The 20,288-nt window shown below is 41.8% G+C and carries 19 protein-coding genes; 8 read left to right on the forward strand and 11 right to left on the reverse strand.

Features of this window, described 5'->3' with window-relative positions; all coding sequences use genetic code 11:
- From E2H97_RS18480 to E2H97_RS18495, 4 genes are all read right to left on the reverse strand, one after another.
- Positions 1 to 1,122 (reverse strand): RING finger protein, encoded by a 1,122-nt coding sequence (locus E2H97_RS18480; RefSeq protein WP_133408478.1) that lies wholly within the window; start codon positions 1,120 to 1,122, stop codon positions 1 to 3.
- On the reverse strand, positions 1,119 to 3,704 hold the full coding sequence (locus E2H97_RS18485; protein ID WP_133408479.1) for an RING finger protein: 2,586 nt from the start codon (positions 3,702 to 3,704) through the stop codon (positions 1,119 to 1,121). Before E2H97_RS18485 ends, E2H97_RS18480 begins: the two co-directional genes overlap by 4 nt.
- Before the next feature lie 111 nt (positions 3,705 to 3,815).
- A complete protein-coding gene (locus E2H97_RS18490) occupies positions 3,816 to 6,026 on the reverse strand; it encodes a carotenoid oxygenase family protein (RefSeq protein WP_133408480.1) in 2,211 nt (736 codons plus the stop codon).
- A gap of 15 nt (positions 6,027 to 6,041) precedes the next feature.
- Positions 6,042 to 6,305 carry a twin-arginine translocation signal domain-containing protein gene (locus E2H97_RS18495; RefSeq protein WP_133408481.1) on the reverse strand — a complete coding sequence of 88 codons (264 nt, stop codon included), beginning with the start codon at positions 6,303 to 6,305 and terminating at the stop codon, positions 6,042 to 6,044.
- 147 nt (positions 6,306 to 6,452) lie between these two features.
- Here E2H97_RS18495 and E2H97_RS18500 point away from each other — a divergent pair, with 147 nt between their 5' ends.
- From E2H97_RS18500 to E2H97_RS18510, 3 genes are all read left to right on the forward strand, one after another.
- Positions 6,453 to 7,001: a TetR/AcrR family transcriptional regulator gene (locus E2H97_RS18500; RefSeq protein ID WP_133408482.1), complete on the forward strand. Its 549-nt coding sequence runs from the start codon at positions 6,453 to 6,455 to the stop codon at positions 6,999 to 7,001.
- Between the two features lie 4 nt (positions 7,002 to 7,005).
- Complete coding sequence (locus E2H97_RS18505; RefSeq protein ID WP_133408483.1) at positions 7,006 to 8,253, forward strand: B12-binding domain-containing radical SAM protein; 1,248 nt, start codon at positions 7,006 to 7,008, stop codon at positions 8,251 to 8,253.
- A gap of 377 nt (positions 8,254 to 8,630) precedes the next feature.
- Positions 8,631 to 9,140: a hypothetical protein gene (locus E2H97_RS18510; protein ID WP_133408484.1), complete on the forward strand. Its 510-nt coding sequence runs from the start codon at positions 8,631 to 8,633 to the stop codon at positions 9,138 to 9,140.
- Positions 9,141 to 9,168: 28 nt separating this feature from the next.
- Here the strand turns inward: E2H97_RS18510 and E2H97_RS18515 are convergent, their stop codons facing one another.
- A complete protein-coding gene (locus E2H97_RS18515; protein WP_133408485.1) occupies positions 9,169 to 10,047 on the reverse strand; it encodes a LysR substrate-binding domain-containing protein in 879 nt (292 codons plus the stop codon).
- A 151-nt stretch (positions 10,048 to 10,198) separates the two neighbouring features.
- Here E2H97_RS18515 and E2H97_RS18520 point away from each other — a divergent pair, with 151 nt between their 5' ends.
- From E2H97_RS18520 to E2H97_RS18535, 4 genes are all read left to right on the forward strand, one after another.
- Positions 10,199 to 11,350: an S-(hydroxymethyl)glutathione dehydrogenase/class III alcohol dehydrogenase gene (locus E2H97_RS18520; RefSeq protein ID WP_133408486.1), complete on the forward strand. Its 1,152-nt coding sequence runs from the start codon at positions 10,199 to 10,201 to the stop codon at positions 11,348 to 11,350.
- A gap of 2 nt (positions 11,351 to 11,352) precedes the next feature.
- Positions 11,353 to 12,189, forward strand: a complete 837-nt coding sequence (gene fghA, locus E2H97_RS18525; protein ID WP_133408710.1) for an S-formylglutathione hydrolase — start codon at positions 11,353 to 11,355, stop codon at positions 12,187 to 12,189.
- Between the two features lie 209 nt (positions 12,190 to 12,398).
- The gene (locus tag E2H97_RS18530; RefSeq protein ID WP_133408487.1) at positions 12,399 to 13,703 is read left to right on the forward strand and encodes a hypothetical protein; all 1,305 of its coding nucleotides are present in this window, start codon (positions 12,399 to 12,401) and stop codon (positions 13,701 to 13,703) included.
- Between the two features lie 151 nt (positions 13,704 to 13,854).
- Positions 13,855 to 14,313 (forward strand): Fur family transcriptional regulator, encoded by a 459-nt coding sequence (locus E2H97_RS18535; protein WP_133408488.1) that lies wholly within the window; start codon positions 13,855 to 13,857, stop codon positions 14,311 to 14,313.
- A gap of 11 nt (positions 14,314 to 14,324) precedes the next feature.
- Here the strand turns inward: E2H97_RS18535 and E2H97_RS18540 are convergent, their stop codons facing one another.
- The 3 genes from E2H97_RS18540 to E2H97_RS18550 form a co-directional block, all read right to left on the reverse strand.
- Positions 14,325 to 14,576: a superinfection immunity protein gene (locus tag E2H97_RS18540; protein ID WP_133408489.1), complete on the reverse strand. Its 252-nt coding sequence runs from the start codon at positions 14,574 to 14,576 to the stop codon at positions 14,325 to 14,327.
- Between the two features lie 9 nt (positions 14,577 to 14,585).
- Positions 14,586 to 15,368 carry a MerR family transcriptional regulator gene (locus E2H97_RS18545; protein WP_133408490.1) on the reverse strand — a complete coding sequence of 261 codons (783 nt, stop codon included), beginning with the start codon at positions 15,366 to 15,368 and terminating at the stop codon, positions 14,586 to 14,588.
- Between the two features lie 139 nt (positions 15,369 to 15,507).
- Positions 15,508 to 15,777: a hypothetical protein gene (locus tag E2H97_RS18550; RefSeq protein WP_133408491.1), complete on the reverse strand. Its 270-nt coding sequence runs from the start codon at positions 15,775 to 15,777 to the stop codon at positions 15,508 to 15,510.
- 313 nt (positions 15,778 to 16,090) lie between these two features.
- Between E2H97_RS18550 and E2H97_RS18555 the strand changes: the two genes are divergently transcribed.
- Complete coding sequence (locus E2H97_RS18555; protein WP_133408492.1) at positions 16,091 to 16,939, forward strand: coiled-coil domain-containing protein; 849 nt, start codon at positions 16,091 to 16,093, stop codon at positions 16,937 to 16,939.
- Positions 16,940 to 17,018: 79 nt separating this feature from the next.
- On the opposite strand, the gene glmS is transcribed toward E2H97_RS18555, so the two are convergent.
- From glmS to E2H97_RS18570, 3 genes are all read right to left on the reverse strand, one after another.
- Entirely contained in the window at positions 17,019 to 18,848 is a 1,830-nt protein-coding gene (gene glmS, locus E2H97_RS18560) for a glutamine--fructose-6-phosphate transaminase (isomerizing) (protein WP_133408493.1), read from the reverse strand.
- A gap of 10 nt (positions 18,849 to 18,858) precedes the next feature.
- Positions 18,859 to 19,626, reverse strand: coding sequence for a DeoR/GlpR family DNA-binding transcription regulator (locus tag E2H97_RS18565; protein WP_133408494.1), 768 nt, complete (start codon positions 19,624 to 19,626; stop codon positions 18,859 to 18,861).
- A gap of 184 nt (positions 19,627 to 19,810) precedes the next feature.
- On the reverse strand, positions 19,811 to 20,281 hold the full coding sequence (locus tag E2H97_RS18570) for a cache domain-containing protein (RefSeq protein WP_133408495.1): 471 nt from the start codon (positions 20,279 to 20,281) through the stop codon (positions 19,811 to 19,813).
- Positions 20,282 to 20,288 lie beyond the last annotated feature (7 nt).

Here is a 20,288-nt window from a genome sequence, read left to right on the forward strand (position 1 = left end):
TTAATCAGAATCAACTCCCGATGATGAGTTCAGGCTCTGTCTGTCTTCCTGTTGTGCACGAAGCTTTTGTAATGCAATATTATCTTCTGAATCTGACCCCGAACTGTCTTCCACATCGGATACTGGCGGTGTAACCACCATGGTAAAATGAGCCTGTTGTTTTTGCTGCTCAATGTCATCATGAGGTATTGATGCACCATCAGGAACAGGCTCAGCCGCAGCAGGAGGTATCGCCACACTCATTACCTGACGTTGTTTCATGGTTAATTGCTCAAATTCCTGCTGTAATTTGTCTTGTTGAGATTGATTTTCCTTAAGTAATCTCAACAATGGTTTGATCATCTGTGTCCCTTTTTCGGCTTGATTATCTAACCAACGCATAACGTCTTCATAATTCAACGGGCACTGTCTTTCAATGTCAGCACTTTCGCGAATTAACTCATTGAATCTCGAAGCAACAATAATGTCTTGTTCCGTCATTGGCTCTTTAGTTACAGGGTTCTTACCACAATGCTGGATATGCCTTATCAACTGTTTTTTTTCATAAACATTCCCCTCGCTATCCATACAGGGTTCAACCAGCTCATGGCATTTTTTCCCTGAAATGGGGCAACGTACACAATTGCTAAACTGCTTAAAAAACCCCAAAGCGTTTGCCAATAATTGAAAGCTAGCCACACAATCACTGGCTTTAACGGTTGGAAAAATATAAAACGCTCGATCATAGACCTGCCCTTGTGCTTTCTCGGCTAGATCTAGCTTAAATTGCTCAGATTCAGGGTGAAATTGAAAGTCAATGTTCCCCGCAACACATTCTGGTAATTGCTCTTGCGCCAGTAAAAAGTGCTTGTACTTCCATACCCCTTCTACAGACGGGGCAAATGCGCAATCTTGTGCGAATGGACGAAATGGAGTTATCACCTGTACTTTTCGCTTAAACGGAAAGCTATCAAAGTAATCTGACAAAATTTCAGGCTGCTCTTTGGCAAAAGAAAAATACACTAAATCGACATTTTTAGTTAACAAGCTCCCCAACAAAGTGGATATCTTTTTGATGACATCAGGCTCACCTTTGTTAATGGGCACAATCACAAATTGATTTTCATCTAGGTTTTTGATCACCAGCACCCTTGAGTCTCAAGGGTTACTGATAATTGGTATTTTTGGTGATGGGTCAAAATATGATTAACAGAGCCATCTCTAACATCCGCTGTGACTAATTGCGTTTTGGAATCCCAAACCAGAGGGCTGGGTTTAACGCCATCGCTCTCTTCTGTTTTTAACTTAATTCCAGCTTGTGGAATTGGAGTTATATCCGGAAGCGTAAATGAGGAGCACAGTGGGTGGCAATCTAAAAAGAATAGGTATAGCTCAAGGTAATCAAAGGTTGGATCGACTTTGGCACGATAGTAAGCTAGCGTCGATACATAAACATATTGGGCAGGAACCAAATTTTCATGCACTCTCTGACGGGAATATCCCTGTCGATATTGCTCTTCCGATGTTTTACCATTCAGCATCACCTCCATGAGCCGCTTACTTTCTTGTGAGGTTTTGGGCTTAAACTCTTCACTCAAAGTAGGAAAAATCAGAGTATCAATAAGATATCGATAAGCTTCCATTTTTGCATTAGGTTTACCTATTTTTTTATAAAGCTGGTATTGCCGCCTCACAATAGTAAAGGCGAGTTTTCGCATGCTCGCGATCAAATCAGAATGGATACCTACCTTGGTAATTTGACCCGTTGCACTTCTCTCTTTCACTGTAGGGTTAGCTAACAAAATTCTCGAAACTTTGTCGTAATACTTCACTAACTCCTCTGTCGGTGCTTTTGTTTTTATTAGGGTGTCAATGTCCTCACAGATGCTTTCGACAGTGATCGGTTTAGCCTTTGTCTCAGCTTGGGACTCTGGAGTAGCAACATCGCGAGTAGCCTCAACTTGGCGGTGCTGTATTTCAGGCACAACAAGCTCACTGAACTGAAAATAACTGTCGATGGCACCACAACTTTTGATTAAACGCTTAATCGCTGGAACAGGGAATATATCTTTCGTTGTCATGGGCTCAGCCGCTATGACAGGATGACGCTTGTACTGAAGCACCCATTTTATTAACTCTGATTCTTCATAGATATTGCCGTAACGATCCATACATGGATTCATTATTTCCGCCGCGTTCTTGAAGGATAACGCACAACACATTTTGTCATTAAACAGTTTCAGAAATTTAAAAGCCGCAAATAGCAATTCAACATTCGGCTGTTTGGTCGAGTTGGCAGACTGAGGAAACCCAAGCGCTAACTCCTGTAATGACTCTCGGCTACTCGGCTTGAGTAGTATTAATTTCAATTGTTGAGTCTTGGGGTGAAATTGACACTCAACCTCACCTTTGTGCGACAAAGCTAGCATTTGACTACAAAGTAAATACTCCTCAGCACTTAATACTTTTCTTTGCTCATCTTGATTTTGTCCTTCTCGAAATGGAGCAACTACACCACAACTCGCACAAGTAAAGGCTTTCACTAACTGAGAAAAAGCATTTGGCCACTCCTGTTCGAATGAAAAATAAAGCACCTGAACCGGTTTGGTATAGTAAGAGGCCAGTAATTTATCCGCCTTCTTTTTCATTTCGGTTGAGTGTTTATCGAAAGGCACCAACACCACTTTCTGCTCTTCCGGATCATGTACTACCAAAATGCCATGATAATCTCCCGCAGGTAAGCGATAACAGTGGCTATTACACAAGGTCGTGTTATGAGTACCTTGTTGAGGGGCTAAGGTTTTTAATTGCGCTAGCTTAGGCTTCCATACTTGAGTCGCATCAATACTTGAATCCACTGCTGATATTATTGAAACACCTAAATCAGGAATTGTCGTGAAATCTGGTGATTGAGTGGTATGACACATAGGGTGTAGGTGAAGTAAAAATAATAATATTTCAAACTGATCGAACAGGGCATTCACCTCAGCTTTAGTTCTCTCCATCAAAGCATAATGAGGATCTGACGGTGTAAACATATTATCCATCGACATTTTTCGATGGTACTGCATTCTTTCTGTATCACTTTTATCGATGCTCATGCACATCAAAAGCCGAGAAATTTCAGTCTCAATGCCATTCGTCGCTTTAGGAAAGCTACAAAAAACGTGCGCCAGTACAAAACGATAACTTGCCACTAAACAGTCTTCTTGTTTATAGGCTTTTCCTCTATTTGAGTGGGTTCGACCATAACAACCCATGTTATTTTCAAATAACTTGGTTTCTTCTTGAATTCGTTGTTGAACCAAATGAAACACGAGTTTTCTCAACATCATAGATAATTGAGGTTCAATAACAATGGAAGAAAGTTGACCACCACTATTACGCGATGCCGAGATAGCTTCGCAACGAAGTAACTGATCCATAAACTGCTGATAACACTGAACGAGCTCTTTGCTCGATAAATTCTGAGACAATAACGCTTCAATATTTGGAATCACTTCTTGGGTTGCCGCTTTAGGCTCAAGTGGTGCTTGAGTTAATTTGACACGAGATTGAGGTTCGGGTTTCGAAGGGGATTTTATTTCAGATTCAGTATGCTCAACTTCAGCAGAGGGAGCCGCGTTTTGACGAGTTTGTGTTCCTTTGTTTGTGTGCGATGTCTCAGTCTCAATATAACAAAAGCCATCTTTATCATATGCTTGATAATCAACTCTAGCCCACACTATAAGCCTGCCTTAACCCATCCAGTTACCTTGAAAATCAATTATGGTAAGTAGTTCTATGAAAAGTAACTAAGTGTTAACAAGCTTTAATTTCGTGGGATAAAAATTAATCTAACTCTCATTAAACGTTTGGTAGACTTGTTGGAACAGTGTACTAACTTGCTCTTTCAGTTCTTCTGAGGGTAACACCTTTAACAAAGCTTCAACTTTATCTTTATGATCCGCTTCTACATCGTAATCTCTTTGCTGAGTTTCAAGCCGCTTTAGCCATGTCGTATGCAAAGGAAATCCCATATTAAGCTGTGGATGGCTGAGTTTATATTGAGGTCCTGCACTCAAGTTATCAGCATCAAAGATCCAAAACTCAGTATTGCTCGACCAATCATCGACGCCATCATCTGAGCAATAGTGATCAGAAAAAATAGCACAACACACCAAATAGCCACCAGCGACTGCATTTTGGCTTGCATCGACTTTGGGTACATAAGTGGGCGAGGTGACTAAGTATCCATCAGGACACGAATAACTGTCTGCTACGGTCAGTAGTGACTCTGGCTTTTCGCCTGTTTCCAACCACTTATTTATTGCCTGTGTATCTATGCAGATCTTATTGACGATGGCTGGTGACTCGTTTGCAATCAGTTCTAACATGGCTTGTTTAGATTGGCGGCGATAAGGGTAATCACCATACAAATCATCCATGATGCTCGGTAGTGTGTTATTCCATAATGGCGCACCCAGCCAATAGATGTTCTCGAATTGTTTTACGGGATAGTTATCACGGTAAGCATATAAGCCAAGTACTGGAGTGTATCGCTTAGATTGTTCAAAAGATAAATCCAGTTTGTCAGAGCGTTGCGTTTCAAGATCAAGGACAATCACTGCTGGACTGTTAATATCCATACCTGCAATGAGCATCCCAGACTCCGCTTTCATAAGCTCACTAGAATACATCGAACGGTCAACCGAATGGATAAACTCAGCCGGATCTGAGGCATACGCCATCCCAGCATGCAGAACCAGCTTATTCGCGTTAGGCTGCTGATAATCCACAGTAAAATGTACCATTTCACCTGCAACTGTGATTTTTTTAGCGATAACGGATGAGCCACTGGCCTTTGAGAACTGCTCACGGTCAATAATATACAAGTGAGTATCTGATGATTGAGGGTAAGTAAATACCACTCTCACCGCTTGTTTAAATTTAGCGATGCACTCTGCGACAAATTTAGGTTCATGCTGCGCCTTAAAATCGTCAGAAAACGGTGAATAGTCCTCAGTAAAAAATTGACTGGGCAGGGCATCGAGTAGGGATATTTTAAATGCCGTATCGGCAAACACTAAGCTATGCTCAGTAACGCCCATCATATGTGTGCTTTGCTGAATAATAATAGGCTTACCATCATCATCGACCACATCAAAGGTATCGACATCAATCCTGTTGCCATTCCAACGGTGCAGCTTTACTCCGTTATATCCATCCAAATGAAACGCATCTAAAAGACCTAACAATTTCTCAAATGCCGTCATAAACAACTCCATTACCGGATAATGTTTATGATCAACTACCTCTGAGAGTCTTTTCTTAAAATCGTCTTTTATCTGGTCTTTCATAAAGTTATCGAAAGACACTTGGGTATTCGTCAAAAACAACTCTCCCGTTGTCGGATCAAATGCAGGGTGAGCCGTGGACATCAACATACTAAAGGGCATTAAATTAAGCGGATATTTATCTAGTAGCGGTGTCCAATCACTGTTTTTACCTACGGGTGAGAGCAACTTAAGCGATACTGGGTCAACCTCAAACGGACGCATCACATCATTGCTGATCAAGAGTCTTTCAATATCTGAGTCTGGAAATCTAAGGGGAACAAACGCCGTTGATGCTTGCTTTGACATCCCCAAAATGGGAGAAACTCGCCCCAAACCTAAATTTACCCAAGGGAGCAATGTTGAATAATTAGCTTTGTTTTCAAAGCTGATTTTATCCGCATAATAACTTGGCGTAGCAGCTAAACGGGTGGTTAAATTGGCCTTGCCAGTGCTGAAATCCAGCCGATAAATCATCCCATCGCCATTAAATAAGGCTGTGCCACCATCTTCACAAGGCAGTGCCACTTCATTATCTTCCTCTGTAGTGGCCGATGAAACCGAGCCCACAGCAGAAACAATAAACACAGAACCGATTAAATCATCAGGCAATAACACTTGATCTCCAGCGGCATCAACAATTGATAAAGATAGGGGTTGATGAGCGTTATCTTGACCGTAAAACTCTCGGCGACTACAAGACATGATCGCCTTAGGAAAACTTGATTTCATACTTGATCCCAAATGTTAATGAGTATTTGGTGGAATAATTTCAAGCAAGCTAAATTGAGGAAATAAAATGAATGGCTTGGCAGCGTTTAAAGGTTGTGGTGGCTGAATTGAAGGTGCTTTAAGTAGGCTTTTCGCGACTCCAGGCTTTATCACTACACTAGCACCCAATAATGCACCACTGGTTGTTAAAAATCGTCTTCGAGTCCACCCCATAGTACAACCTATACCCTTTCGATGTTCAGCCGTTGGCATGAAAGCGGTAAGCATATACTTGCTCATAGATAAATGAAGGAGCAAATCGAAATATCTTATATTGCACTCCCGCGCTCAAATTTTGATCTTTTTCATCAAAACTCGATCCACATCAAACAATGAGACATTTTTGCCTCATAAAATACAGATATGAATCATTATTGAGACTAATGGATGAATCCTAAGCAATCTGTCAGAGCTAAGCTAATTGAAACAGGTACCTCCTTGTTGGCCATTAACCCTGGCGCTAGCTTAAGTGAAATTGCCAAATATGCCGGAGTGGGGCGGGCATCATTACATCGTCACTTTTCCAGTAAAGAAGCTTTAGTGTCGGTGCTAAGTATTGAAGCGATTCGTCAGTTTAAAACAGCGCTCAATGAAGCGATAAGCCGTTCAGAGATCCCCGTTGAACAATTATCTACGCTGATAGAACTACTGGTGCCTCACGGGGATTGTGTTCATTTCATTTTGTATGAATGGAAGACATTTGAACACCAAGAAACCATGACGGAATACTTATCCTTGGAAAGAGAGATTTTAGCGCTTATCGAGTCTTGCAAACAGCAGGGAACGATTGCAAATACCCTTAGCAGCCGCTGGATTTACTACTTGATTGATTCAACCGTATATACCGCTTGGTATGCGATACAAGATGGAACACTCGCCGCCAGAGAAGCCCCTAAAGTGGCTTCAAACAATGTACTTAATGGGCTAAAGAGGTAGCATTATGAATATCCTGATCATTAAAGCGTCAGCCGAATCTGATTTTAAAGACTACAAAAAATACATGTCTTCGCCACCGCAAGGCATCTTCTCTTTGGCGGCGGCAACACCTAACACACATTCGTTTGAAATCGTCGATGAAACCAATGGGGATAAGCTCACTAAAAAGCACATTGAGTGGGCGCACTTAGCCATTTTGACCGCATCGACACCGGATATCACTCATGCTTATCAATTGGCACAAAAACTCAAAGAAAACAGCTTGCTGGTGGTGCTATCAGGGCTACATGTCACCTTTTTACCCGCTGAAGCCGCACACTATGCCGATTCAGTGATCATTGGTGAAGCAGAGTTGGTGTGGCGAGCACTACTGGCTGATGCCGAGAAAGGACAATTAAAACCGTCATATAAGAGTAATGAACAAGTGGATATGGGTAACCTTAACCCATGGCCTAATTCTCCAGATCTTAAAAAGCGTTACGGCACTTGGGGCGTACTCGTCGGCCGTGGCTGTAAAAACAGTTGCAGCTATTGCACGGTTCGTCCCTTCTTCAAACGTGAAGTCTTTCGGCCTGTAGCTCATGTGATTGATGAGATCCGAGCTTCTGGCAAACAATACCTTGAACTGCATGCTGATAACTTATGCTCCGATCCCGATTATGCGCTTGAGCTGTTCACTGAGCTGAAAAAGCTCAAAGTTCAATGGGCAGGAGAAGCCACCTTAGACTTTGCTGAAAATGAAGTCTTAGTTGAAGCCGCTGCAAAGTCAGGCTTAACCTACTTGCTAGTGGGATTAGAAACCTGCTCGCATCCTGCGTTAAAAATGGCAGGTAAAGGTTTTATAAAACCGAGCCGAGCTAAAGAGCTGATAGGTCGATTACATGATAATAACATCGTCGTTGATAGCTGCATGTTATTCGGATTTGATGAGCACGAAAAAGACATCTTCGATGAAACCATTGCTTTTGTGGATGACGTCAAACTGGATGTGATCCACCCTAACTTTATCACCCCATTTCCCGGCACCAAATTTTACAATCAACTGCTCAGGGAAGAGCGCTTACTCAGTAATGATTGGGTGGATTACGATTGCTCGCATGTGGTTTTTGAGCCTAAAAACATGACCCCAAAAGAGCTTGAAGATGGCGTAATAAAAGTCAGAGATACGCTTTACAGTACAGGAAGAAGGTTAAAGCGTTTTGCTCGAGTTACCTCCATGCAAGGTCTTTATATGTCTTCAATGACAACCTAGTTTGTAAATCAAGAGTCAAAAGCATCGCTTTTGGCTCACTGCGCTCATTATTTAACCTCAGCTCTGTATAACGAAATCCATAACATTCTGATTTACAATGCAAACCTTAAATTTTTATCTACAGTGCGGCTAATTTTGTGTAGTTCAAGGCAAAACAGTTAGTAATAGCCAATCTATTTCGGGCTGTTATAACACAGAAATACGCATAAGTAGCTGTGCTGTAGAGGTTTACTTATTCAGAGCTGAGGTTATTTAGTACATAAATCAAACATTTGAATTGACGATAATTTATCACCTTGATAACTTATTCGACAATTCTCCAATAATTAGGATGTTTATTGGCTATCAATTTCAAAACTACTAATGGATCTAGTCACATGAAAAAGCTTCTTCTTTGCGCCGTCATTCTCAGCTTATCTGCCTGTAAAAGTACTGACATTCGAAACATTGCCGATTCTGTTAAAACAATAGCTGGCATGACAAAGGGTAATGCACCAACCGCCGTTCCGGGCTCTGCGAATAATCAATACAGCACTAAAAATGAGCAATTTTACATTACTAAAGCCACCCGAATGAAAAGCGATCTTGGTGCCATTCGCAGTGTCAGCACAGAGAAAAACCCACAAGGCATGACCATGGTACGCTTCGTTTCCTACCATCAGGACAGTGGCGCAGAAATTAAATCGAAACAGTATCTTTATCCAGTAAGCAAAGAGGGCTGGTTGGTCGATGATCCGGTAACAGTTCACTACTATGGTAAAGCTGAGCTACTTAACAGTGGTAACTATTATTTAAAATCAGAATCCACCAAAGGTAAGTTTTACACAACTGGCGATTTAAAGCTTAAAGCTGGTGTAACCAACGTGGTTACCATTGACATGTATTAACCCTAGCTTCCTATCAATAGGCACATTATCAAGTGCCTGTTGATAATCGCTTCTGTAAAAACTCAATCAAAACTTTGACTTTATAGGACAGTTGGCGGTTATGGGGATACAGTGCCCAAATGCCTTCATTGACGTCTCGATATCGAGATAACACCTCTACCAATTGACCATTTTCTAGCGCCGATTGCACGTAGTAATCCGGTAACTGCACCAAACCTAAGCCTTTTAAAGCACTGTCATATAACACCTGCCCTGAATTACAGCTCATTCTGCCATTGATTTGAACAGTTCGTGGTCGATTCGAATCTTGAAACCTCCAATGAGATAAGGTTCCCATTAAACATTGGTGCTGACTGAGCTCAGATAAGGTATGTGGCTCACCAAATTTTGCTATATAACTTGGACTGGCACACACGTATAGCTGACGATTAGCTAAACGCTTTGCAATCATGGTCGAATCACGGAGCTGACCAAGACGAATGGCGACATCAATGTGCTGCTCAATTAGATCTAATTTTCGATTGGTAAAAATGAGCTCCACATCCAATTGCGGATGCTGCAACAAAAAGTCGTTGAGTAATGGACCGATAAAGCGCTCGCCGTAGGTGGTGGGAGCTGTAATACGGATCAACCCTTTGGCTTGTTGCTGCATTTGGGTTACCGCCAATTCGGCTTGCTCTAACCCCTCTACCAGAGGCTTACAACTTTGATAGTACAGCTTACCGGCATCCGTTAACGCCACTTTTCTGGTGGTTCGATGCAGTAGCTTTACGCCGATTGATGCTTCAAGCGCCGAAACTTGACGACTGACTTTGACCACGGAAAGCCCCAAGCGCTCCGCCGCCACCGTAAAGCTTTGGCTTTCTGCTACACAAATAAATTCGTTCACCCCTTGCCACTGTGCCATGCTGTTTCCCACTATAAAATCCAAAGCCGATTATTACATATTTGAAATAATCATTTTCAATAATGAGGGATTATTTTAAAAATAATAGACAGTACAATTTTTGATATTCAAGTTATACAACGTCTATATCGGGCGAATTTAGGAGTCCATCATGGCTTTAAACCTAGAACCAAACCAAACTTCAATAAAATCAAAAGCAGCTGTAGCTTGGGCAGCCGGTGAACCGCTGAAAATGGAAGAAATTGATGTTGAACTGCCTAAAGCAGGCGAAGTCTTAGTTCGCATTGTGGCAACTGGTGTTTGCCATACCGATGCCTTTACCTTGTCGGGAGAAGATCCTGAAGGCATTTTCCCTGCGGTACTTGGCCATGAAGGTGGCGGTATTGTGGAAATGGTGGGAGAAGGCGTCACCTCAGTTGAAGTGGGCGATCATGTCATTCCGCTTTACACCGCTGAATGTGGCAAGTGTAAATTCTGCACCTCAGGCAAAACCAACCTTTGCCAAGCGGTACGTGAAACTCAAGGTAAGGGCTTAATGCCAGATGGGACTAGCCGTTTCTCTAAAGACGGCCAGCCAATTTATCATTATATGGGGTGCTCAACCTTCTCTGAATATACGGTTCTTCCTGAGATTTCATTAGCAAAAGTGAATAAAACAGCACCATTAGAAGAAGTGTGTCTTTTAGGTTGTGGTGTTACCACTGGTATGGGTGCCGTATTGAACACAGCAAAGGTAGAGCAGGGTGACACCGTTGCCATTTTCGGCTTAGGTGGCATTGGTTTATCCGCCATCATAGGTGCAAAAATGGCAGGCGCCAGCCGTATTATTGGAGTCGACATTAACGACAGTAAGTTTGAGCTTGCCAAACAGCTTGGGGCAACCGATGTTATTAACCCAAATGACATTGATAAACCGATCCAAGAGTTCATCGTTGAAATGACCGATGGTGGCGTAGATTACTCATTTGAATGTATCGGCAACGTCAATGTCATGCGTCAAGCCTTAGAGTGTTGTCATAAAGGCTGGGGTGAATCGGTGATCATTGGTGTGGCTGGCGCAGGACAAGAAATCGCTACCCGTCCATTCCAGTTGGTCACAGGTCGTGTCTGGAAAGGTTCTGCTTTCGGTGGTGTAAAAGGTCGCTCACAACTGCCACAAATTGTTGAGCAATACCTAGCGGGTGAATTTGGCTTACAAGAATTCATCACCCACACTATGGGTCTGAAAGACGTCAACCACGCCTTTGATTTAATGCATGAAGGCAAAAGCATTCGCTCAGTGATCCACATGGATAAGGACTAATGATGAGTATTGAATTAGTTAGCCAAGCTAAGGTGGCTGGTGGCTGGCATAAGCAATACAGCCATGCTGCTGAAACGGTAAATTGCACCATGCGTTTTGCGATTTTTCTGCCGCCCAATGCCAGTAATGAGCAACCTGTACCAGTGCTGTATTGGCTATCAGGCTTAACCTGCACTGATGAAAACTTTATGCAAAAGGCTGGCGCATTTCGCGCCGCGGCTGAATTAGGCATTGCGATTGTTGCTCCCGATACCAGCCCTCGCGGTGAAGGTGTGGCGGATGATGATAATTACGATCTTGGGCAAGGCGCTGGGTTTTATGTTAACGCCACACAAGCCCCTTGGGCTAACCACTATCGTATGTACGATTACATCACCGATGAGCTTCCTAAGCTGATAGAGGCAAACTTTCCTGTCAGCAAGCAAAAGTCGATCAGTGGTCACAGCATGGGCGGACATGGCGCATTAACCATAGGCCTGAAAAATCCAGAGCGATATCGCTCCATTTCGGCGTTCAGCCCGATTTGTAATCCCGTTCAATGTCCTTGGGGACATAAAGCCTTTACTGCTTATCTAGGCCGTGATGTTGAGACATGGAAAGCTTTTGATGCCTGTGAGTTGTTAACGCAAGTCCAATCACCGCTGCCAATATTGGTGGATCAAGGTGATGCCGATAACTTTTTAGCTGAGCAGCTTAAGCCGGAAAACTTGGTCGCTGCCGCCAAAGCACATCACTCGGCGTTAGAGCTTAGAATGCAGACGGGATACGATCACAGTTACTACTTCATTTCTAGCTTTATTGAAGAGCACTTAAACTTCCACGCGAAATATTTATTTTAGTGAAATCATGACACCCTTGTACTAACAAACAATGGGTGTTTTTTTGTGCTTGGCAATTCATGGGCTCATAGAAGGGGGCAGCAAACACCTCAAGCCAGGGCTTGGCTACTTGATGAAAATTAATTATCTATATGAAACATAATTAATTTTTTTAAAGAGTTAATGAGTGATACCTTAATGTTATGTTGTAACAAAAAAAACAGAAAGACATGATTTATCAGACCTCACCTAACTCTTCTGCAAAAATGGATTCTCTTAACTCAAAGGATTCTCATATCGAGCTCAATTTTTCAAAGTCTTTGATATTTTGTCACCCTGGAAACTCACATTGCATGACTTGCTCTTACGATGTAAAGGTCACCTCTAAACAGGTGACTGATCTTGCAAGGTTTCTCGGACAAGAAATTATAATCGTAACAGATCAAATTCGATGCAAATGTAAATACACGGTCAGGTTCTGTAGCCGTACCTATAAATGGACATTATCCTCACCTACACTGACACTATCTCCCCCTTATTTCAGCTTTTTTAGAGAAGACTATATCGCTCAGAAGGCATTAATTGAGCACTTGGTCGAACGTCTAAATAAGAGCCATGATTTGTGCGACCATATTTTGAATTACAAAGAAGAAAGCAGCTACCGAGGAAAAGGCCATCGACGCGCGGATTTGGCCATTCGGGACGGAGTTAATGTCAATGCCTGTCAGTATGGGTTCCCCAATGAGACTCCCCTATGTGAGGCCATATTAGAAGGGTTGAGAGAAATGGTCAAAACCCTCCTTGACGCAGGTGCTTTAGTCACGACTCCCCACATGAAAGGAAGGCGTACTCCTCTTCATCTTGCAGTAATGCGTGCAAAAGATGGTGCAAGACAAGTTCGGTTCGATATTCTTGATGAGTTACTCAAACATTCCCCTCCTTTGGACTGGCCTGATGACTTCAAAGAAACGCCTATGGATCTCGCTAACAGAGACAGTTTTACAACAGCTTTAGCCAAACTTCAGCAATGCCAAGCCAAACTCAATAATTATACGGCGGTGAGCACCCCAACTCCACTTTGGTCTTCACCTATGGTTAAAGAGCAAGAAGAAATTGAGTTGGTCTCGCTTGTGGGCAAGTTCAAAGAATTTAACCAACCTATCTATTTAAGAACATCGAAAGATCAGTGGGTTGCCAATCAAGAGCATCAATTTACAAGAACACTTCAAGGCAACTATGTCGTACAAAAAGACTTTGAGGCAGATGAGTGCATCGAATTTAAAATCGCTTCAGAGGACTGGGCTGACACAGACTTTGGAGGTGGCGCTACGGTTGAAGTTAACAAAACCGTTTCATTAAAAACCACATCAATTGATGGAAACCTAAAATTCAATGTCGCAGCCAGTGGTACTTATCTGTTTACGTTAATCCCAAAGGAGAACAAAACCGAAGAAATGACACTTTACATTGAACAATTAACACAACCGCAGGCCAGCACTCAACGACAACCTGCACACATAACAGATGCCGTTTAGCTTTAGGTAAGAATAAACAAAACGGTGTTTATCCTTGCTTTAATGAATTAAACTGAGTGCCATTATCACGGCACGATAGGGCGGTTCGTACACAATAGTGTTAGTGAACCAATCCGATAACATAATACTGGCATATAATGGATCCTGATTTATGGCAACCGCAAATGAAATGATCAAACATGCAGAGCAAAAGTGTAAGAAAAGCAATGCACGGTTAACCCCAAAAAGAAAGCAAGTGCTGACAGGGATCATTAATTCCAACAAAGCCATTTCAGCCTACGAGTTAGCGGACTACTGTAATCAGTATTTTGATGACAAATTTCCGATCATGACCATTTATCGGATCTTGGAATTTTTAGAAGAAGAGTCCTTGGTACACAAATTACAAACCAGCAATAAGTATGTGGCCTGTGCACATATCACTTGCGATCATGAACACTCTGTTCCCCAATTTTTGATTTGTAACCAATGTCAGAAAGTAAAAGAAATTCACATCAATAAAAATATCGTCAGTGAACTTAATGACAATGTCGAACAAGCGGGATTTAGCATGATTAGTCCACAACTTGAAATCAACTGCTTATGCAGTGACTGTAAGCCACTGCATTAAGCCTTGAGGCACTAAGGTGAAAGTTCGCTTTTGGGCGCGAATTTTTTGACCATTTTACCCGATACCGCCCAAACTAATACGCCGCTCCATGCGATAACAGAAAATCCCGCAGGCACACACGCAAACAAAATAAGCTTAAAATGCTTGCGATTAAAAATAAGCGCGAGCATGGCGGGTAAAAACCAAAGTATCAAGACCGCTATCGAAACCGCAACGATCAGCACATAGTTTTCACTGTTAAAAATTTGGTTAAATAATTCCATTTGTGATCCTTAAAAGTTCTGCTGTTTAAAGTATTGCATGGCTTGATATAAATGCTCCGCCATTCCTTGTTGATAATGCTCATAGATTTCAATCGTGACCGGATCTTGTTTCAATAAATCCATCACATGTTGGTAGAGTTCAACGTCTAAGCCTTTAAATTCATCGCCCATGGTTTTTTTAAACATCTGCTCTGTCATGTGAAAGTGCCGCTCAACCATCAACTGTACTTCTTGCGAATCAGCGGGCTTATCCATAGTAGCGATGTAGCCTTTTACCCATTGATCGACATCTTGAAAAAGCGCTTTATTTTCCGCTTTAGACAATTTGGATAGCCTTTGATACATCACTGACATTTTTTCTTCGCCAGCTTTTTCACTCATCATACCTTTCCAACGATCGGCTTTTTCTTTAGGTATCCCTGAAAAGTAGATTTCGTAATTTTCACGCCCTTCCAATACCGCCAAGGTATCGTTTAGGCTACTGAGCATAGATTGGCTATCACTGATGCGTTTATGAAGAAGATCTTGCTGCTGTTTTAATACTGAGATCAGTTCATAATTTTCAGCAGAAAGGACTTTGGTGATCTCGACAAGACTAAAGCCCAGTTCACGATAGATAAGAATTTGCTGAAGTTTGGCCAGATCGTGCTGATTGTATTCACGGTAGCCATTGCTGCTGTTGCGCTTAGCTTGCAGCAGACCAATCTCATCATAATGATGTAAGGTTCTAACGCTCACTCCAGCCAATTTACTTAATTGACTGACGCTGTAAATTACTCCTTGATTCAACACCTTATTAACCCATTTAGTTCCTTATATGGGCTATATCATCAGCTATTACGTAGGGTGAGAGTCAAGAAAAAAGATAGAAAACTACACATATATGAAAAATTATCGGATGCACTCACAATGAACACCTATGGCTTTATCCCTAGAGATCGTCACAGCATTCAATAATGCAACAGCAGCAACAACAAAAGCAGCGTATAACATCTTTCAGGGTGCAACATTCTGGCTCTGTTTTTTGAGTTTTTACGCTGCCATCACAAGCTTGGTATTTGTACTTATGCCCATTTTCACCTAAGGATACCGTCTCATTATCTTCCTTTAGCTTTGCTTGCTCACGAAGGGCATCTTCATTGTCCCGTATTTTAGTCGCTGCAGCATGTACGCCGCTTGCCACTGCTCCTGCCATTGCCATATTCAATACCTAGTTAATTGATGAATATTTTCCTTAATATACACAGACTTAATCGTACAAATCATTAAATAGAAATTAACTTTTCTAAATGCTTTTCAATATGTTGGATGACAAAAGATGAGTAATACCATTAATAAATCAGCAAAATTTTTGGACAATACACATTACTGAATGTCGAGTAGGCTAAAACGGTAAAATCTATGCCTTACTCTATGAATTAACTTAAGATTATGCTTTGTTAACAATATTGTTAATTGAGGTTAGACCCATTATTTTTGAACTCATTTATATGAGAACAACAGGATCAAGAATAATGGCCGAAGTAAAACCCGACTTGTTATCACCTCCGTTATTGTTTGCAGATGAATTCACCGCCATTAAAACTATACCTTCTATTATTTACGGCGAAAGTAACCCAATTCTCTGCGATTTTTCTGTTACTCAAACCGATAAAGGAGAAGAACTTAAACGTGCCATTCTGCTATTCCAAGAGTTCGGAGAGCCTAAACTATTAATGCTAGAACGTATTGGAAACTTTAAACAAAGCATCATTCAAATCGATTTAAACCAAGCTTTTGAGTTCGGTGTATTTAACACATCCCCTTGTACCAGTAAACCTCTACCCATTGATTTTTCAATACAACCAGAACAAGTAAACCCTCAATCAATTTCAGTTGCTGAACAACCAGAAAAACAACGCGCTAAACAAGATGATCAGCTATTTGCACAATATTTGAAGAAGAAAATACAGCTAAGCAAATCAAAAGAATCGATAGACCAACAGCTAACAACATTGAATAATGAATTAAAAAAAGTCAGTGTTGAACATACAAGGCTTGCCAGTGAAATACCTCAGCTAAGCCAGCAGTTACAATCAATTCAACAGATACTTTCAGCCACAAATCAACTCGTTAATCAACTGGGCACGCAAGAAGGCGATGTGTTATTAAGAATGGAGAGAGTTCAGGCTGAACTAGAAAATGCTAAAGATTCAGCAGAGCAGGCATTGAGTGAAAAACAAAGAGCACAGAAGCTTGCCAGTAAAAGGAAGCAAGAGTTAATGACTCAACTTACTGATATAAAAAGTGAATATCAGTCTGTGCAACAAAAATTAAATACACTTGAAGAGCGTTCTACGCTGCTATTGAAATCTTTATCTTAAAGGGATAATGGTTAAATCAAAGAGGAAGCTTATATCGCTTCCTCTTTGATTACATGGCTTGGAAAAATTCCTGTAACGATTATTCCACCGTAACACTTTTTGCCAAATTACGAGGTTGATCCACATCAGTACCTTTAATTAACGCCACGTGATAAGACAATAATTGCAAAGGAATGGTGTAAATCAGTGGTGCCATAAACTCATCACAATGTGGCACAGGGATCACCTTCATGGTGTTGTCCGATTCAAACTTAGCGTCTTTATCGGCAAACACATACATCAAACCACCACGCGCACGTACTTCTTCTACATTTGAATGTAACTTCTCAAGCAGTTCGTTGTTTGGTGCTACCACAATCACAGGCATGTCAGCATCAATCAACGCTAAAGGACCGTGTTTTAACTCACCAGAAGCATAGGCTTCAGCGTGGATGTAAGAGATCTCTTTCAGCTTTAATGCACCTTCCATTGCAATTGGATACTGATCGCCACGACCAAGGAACAATGAATGATGCTTATCCGCAAAGTCTTCCGCGAGCTGGGCAATGCTGTCATCAAGGCTTAATGCTTGCTCTACTTTCGCAGGCAATGATAGTAGGCTTTGACTGATAGCCGCTTGCATGTCATCGCTCATGCCATTATGGCGACCAATTGCAGCGGTTAACATCATCAAACCCGCCAGCTGAACCGTAAAGGCTTTGGTTGAGGCCACACCAATTTCTGCACCCGCTTTCATCATGTACGCCATGTCTGACTCACGAACCAGCGACGAACCCGGTGCATTACAAATGGTTAGGGTTGAGGTATAACCCATTTCTTTAGCCAAACGCAGTGCAGCAAGCGTATCAGCGGTTTCACCCGATTGCGAAATGGTTACCAGCAAGCTGTTCGGGAATAGGTGTGATTTACGATAACGGAACTCAGAGGCAATCTCGACATTACAAGATACGCCAGCCCAGTCTTCTAACCAGTAACGAGCCGCCATACCCGCATGGTAACTGGTACCACACGCGATAATTTGTACATGCTTCACGTCTTTGAGAAGTTCCGCGGCATTGTCACCAAAGGCGCTGTCTAATACTTGTTGGTTAGCAATACGACCTTCGATGGTACGCGCTAAGGCTTGTGGCTGCTCATAGATTTCTTTAAGCATGTAGTGGCGGTATTCACCTTTATCACCCGCATCATGAGTGACTTCAGATTCTTTGGCTTCACGCTCAACGGCGTTACCGTCAACATCAAAAATACGCACTTGTTGGCGAGTAATTTCAGCTACGTCACCTTCTTCTAAAAAGGCAAAGGTACGAGTAACTGGTAACAAGGCTAATTGATCAGAAGCAACAAAATGTTCACCTAAACCATAACCAATTACTAATGGGCTACCGCTTCGCGCCACTACCATACGGTTTGCATCACGACGGTCAATCACAACCGTACCGTAAGCACCTTCCAGTTGTTTAACACTGGTTTGCACCGCAGCCAACAAGCTGTCATGGCTTTTCAGTTCATGATGAACTAAATGACAAATCACCTCGGTATCGGTATCCGATAAAAACTCATAGCCAAGGCTTTTGAGTTTTTCACGTAATTCATTGTGATTTTCGATAATACCGTTATGAACAACCGCAATGTCGTCATTAGAAATATGCGGATGAGCATTACGCTCACTCGGCTCACCATGAGTTGCCCAGCGTGTATGAGCAATACCCGTTCCACCCGCTACAGGCGCTTCATTGAGCGCATCAGCCAGTTCTTGAACCTTGCCTAAACGGCGAGTGCGAGATAGGGTTTCACCATCAATAATAGCGACACCGGCTGAGTCATAGCCACGGTATTCGAGTCGGCGAAGTCCTTCCACCAAAATGTCTGCAACATCACGTTGTGCGACAGCACCTACGATTCCACACATATGTTTTTCCTTAGTTATTTTCAGCAGATGCAATCAGAACTTGCACCCCTTGAGATTGAATTTGTTCGATGGCTTCTTTATTAATGCCATCATCGGTCACCAAAATATCAATGGTATTCCACCCTAGCTCAACGTTAGGTATACGGCGACCCAATTTATTGGACTCCATCACTACCACAACTTGACGCGCCATTTCGGCCATCACTTTACTGAGACCAGTCAGTTCATTAAAAGTGGTGGTTCCTCGTGCTAAATCAACGCCATCGGCACCGATAAAAAGCTGATCGAAATCGTAAGAACGCAATACTTGCTCAGCGACTTGCCCTTGGAAAGAGCCCGAATGAGGATCCCAAGTTCCACCTGTCATCAATAATGTCGGCTCGTTTTCAAGCTCATGAATAGCATTGGCAAGCTTGAGTGAGTTGGTCAATACCACTAACCCTGTTTTATCATTCAGATAAGGGATCATGCCTATGGTAGTACTGCCACTATCGATGATAACGCGTTGATGATCACGAATAAGCTCTGCGGCTTTTTCGGCAATAGCAAGTTTGGTTTCAGAGGTGATCTGAGTGCTGACCATTTCAGAAGGCAGCGCAATGGCACCACCATAACGACGCAACAATAAGCCATTTTTTTCAAGCTCTGCAAGATCCTTTCGAATGGTCACCTCAGAGGTTGAAAATTGCATAGCCAATGCATCAACCTGTACTTCACCTTGTTCATTGATCAGGCTGACAATAGTATGACGGCGTTGTTGAGTATTGCGTCTATTCACTAATGAAACTTAATAAATTACGAAACGAAAGTTAATTATACAAAAACATCAAAATTACGCGACTATTTTTTAATTTATCAAGAAAAAAGTTTCGTTTCGAAAGTTAACTCTAAAAAATAGGATAATGCTGCACATACAAAAAAAGCGACTATTTGTCGCTTTGATTCGAGAGTGTAAACCTTCTTTAATATGTCGCCAAACCAATGAAAAACCGATTATTCACTCTTTCTATATAAACCAGTTGAGGGACAACCTGTCCCGTCTGATGATGTTTGAATTGATATTCAATCCAGCCTTTCCCATTGTATTTAGCCATTTTGACCATTTCGCGCACCATATACACACGGTCGGAATCATAAAAATCCCAGCCATTTACATCATGCAATTGAACAAATGGATGTGCGAGTATGTTGCCGCGATAATCAATAGCAAACATATACTCATTTTGACCATCAAACTTTTTTGCTTTTAAAGCTTGGATGTAAGCCTTGCTACCATTCTCTTTTATGTATGCTTTTGCTTGTTTGATCTTTTGCTTCACATAATGCCAAGAGTGAACGCAATCCACAGAATTATTTGCTTCCATTGATGATACTGGAACGCTTAATACCAAGGTTACCGCAAATGTCATTAACATCGTTGACCATTTTTTCATACCACAT

The organism is Parashewanella tropica (assembly GCF_004358445.1).
Lineage (GTDB): Bacteria > Pseudomonadota > Gammaproteobacteria > Enterobacterales > Shewanellaceae > Parashewanella > Parashewanella tropica.